The sequence below is a fragment of the Streptomyces sp. NPDC056160 genome (genome assembly GCF_042268205.1).
Lineage (GTDB): Bacteria > Actinomycetota > Actinomycetes > Streptomycetales > Streptomycetaceae > Streptomyces.
Map to the genome: position 1 here is coordinate 1 of NZ_JBHJUW010000343.1, position 1,551 is coordinate 1,551.

The 1,551-nt window shown below is 69.6% G+C and carries 3 protein-coding genes; all 3 read right to left on the reverse strand.

Translation table 11 applies throughout. The features are described 5' to 3' along the window. Positions 1 to 434: hypothetical protein (locus ACFC02_RS42595; protein WP_376368418.1), on the reverse strand; the 434-nt coding region annotated here is incomplete at its 3' end. A gap of 79 nt (positions 435 to 513) precedes the next feature. Beyond that, entirely contained in the window at positions 514 to 780 is a 267-nt protein-coding gene (locus ACFC02_RS42600; RefSeq protein WP_376368420.1) for a hypothetical protein, read from the reverse strand. Beyond that, entirely contained in the window at positions 780 to 1,337 is a 558-nt protein-coding gene (gene ssb / locus ACFC02_RS42605; protein ID WP_376368422.1) for a single-stranded DNA-binding protein, read from the reverse strand. Before ssb ends, ACFC02_RS42600 begins: the two co-directional genes overlap by 1 nt. Between the last annotated feature and the right edge of the window lie 214 nt (positions 1,338 to 1,551).

A 1,551-nucleotide genomic window follows, 5' to 3' on the forward strand; every position in this document is an offset into this window, starting at 1 on the left:
CCGTCGGGTTGTTTGCGCAGCCAGCCGCGGTCGGTGAGTCTGATCAGTTTGCCCCGCAGCGGTTCCAGTTTGGACTTCACGCTGACGTCTACTCCCAGCGTCTCGCCGACTTGCCGGGCCGTGACCGGTCCGCCGGCTTGGCGCACGACGGTGAGGATGCGCTGGTAGACCGGCGGGAGCATGGTCTCCTGTGTGTCCGGGCCGCGGGGCGGGACGAGCATCACGGCCCGTCCGGCCACCTGGCCGGGGGCCGGGGAGGCTGAGGCACGCTCGCCCGCGATCTCTTCGCTCACTCGCTCGAGGACTCTTTCGGCGACGGCGAGTTCGTCCCGCTCGGATCGCACCTCGGCCAGATGCTCGGTCAGCTGTGCTTCGAGGTTGTCCAGTTCCGCACGACGGGCGGTGATCGACTCCAGCAGCTCGGGATCCAGCATGCAGCGGATGGTAAGGGGACGTCGGACTGTCAGGTGCGCGAACCCCGAAGATGCCGCCGACGGCGTCGGCGGCATCGCGTCAACCCGGGAGGACGGAGGAGGAGCTGTCCGGTGTCTTTGCCGGGGTGACGGCCAGGATGTTGCGCACTGTGACCGGGTCGAGTCCGGTGCGGGCGGCGATGTGCTGGACGGACCGCCCGGCGTGCCGGGCGGTGTGGATCGCTGCCGACAGGTCCCGGCGTGCGGCCTGCAGTGCCTGCTGCGCTGCGGTCACGGCTGCCGCGGCCATCTCCAGGTCTCCGGTGCCGTCCGCCGGGGACACTGCGGGGGTGGGGACGACCGGCATCAGAAGGGAGGCTCCTCGCCAGGGGTGCCGTCCGGGCTGGCGACGGGTGCAGCCGGACGGACGGGACTGGCGGACGCCCAGGGATCATCCGGCGCAGTCTCACGAGGCGGAACCGGGCGGGCGGTGCGGGTGATCGCCACGGTCGCGAACGTCATCGACGCCCCCACGTCGTCGACGTCCAGCACCATCCGTGAACGCTTCTCCCCTTCTTGGTTCTCCCACCGGTCGGTACGCAGCCGTCCAGCGACCACCACCCTGGCCCCCTTCGACAGAGACCCGGCCACGTTCTCCGCGAGCTGCCGCCAGCAGCTGCAGTCCATGAACGTCGGCTCCCCGTCCCGCCAGGTATTCGCGTCCCGGTCGAACGTCCGGGGAGTCGAGGCCACCGTGAAACGGGCCACCGCCACCCCGGCAGCGGTGAACCGCAACTCCGGATCGTCCACGAGATTCCCGATGACTGTCAGAGGAAGGTCGTTACGCATGACCGAAGCCTCGCACACACCACTGACACCCATTCGGCCGTCCCGGCCAATCCAGCCTCCCGCGAGCACGAGCACACCAGCTCCAGGGTGATCACCCGCGGCGCTACTCACCCCACCACGGCAGGATCGGCGGCAGATCGCTGAGCCCGCGGGCCGGCCGCTTCGGCATGCGCGACTCGCCGTCGTCACCATCCCACCGACGTCCGTACTGATCCGGAAGGTCGCCCCAGCCCCAGTACGGGACATCCTTCCGGGTCTTCGATGTCTCCATCAAACCCGGGGCGATTCA

Excerpts from the sequence above, each read along its gene's own strand:
- ACFC02_RS42600 (WP_376368420.1), bottom strand. The coding sequence starts at position 780 with ATGCCGGTCGTCCCCACCCCCGCAGTGTCCCCGGCGGACGGCACCGGA.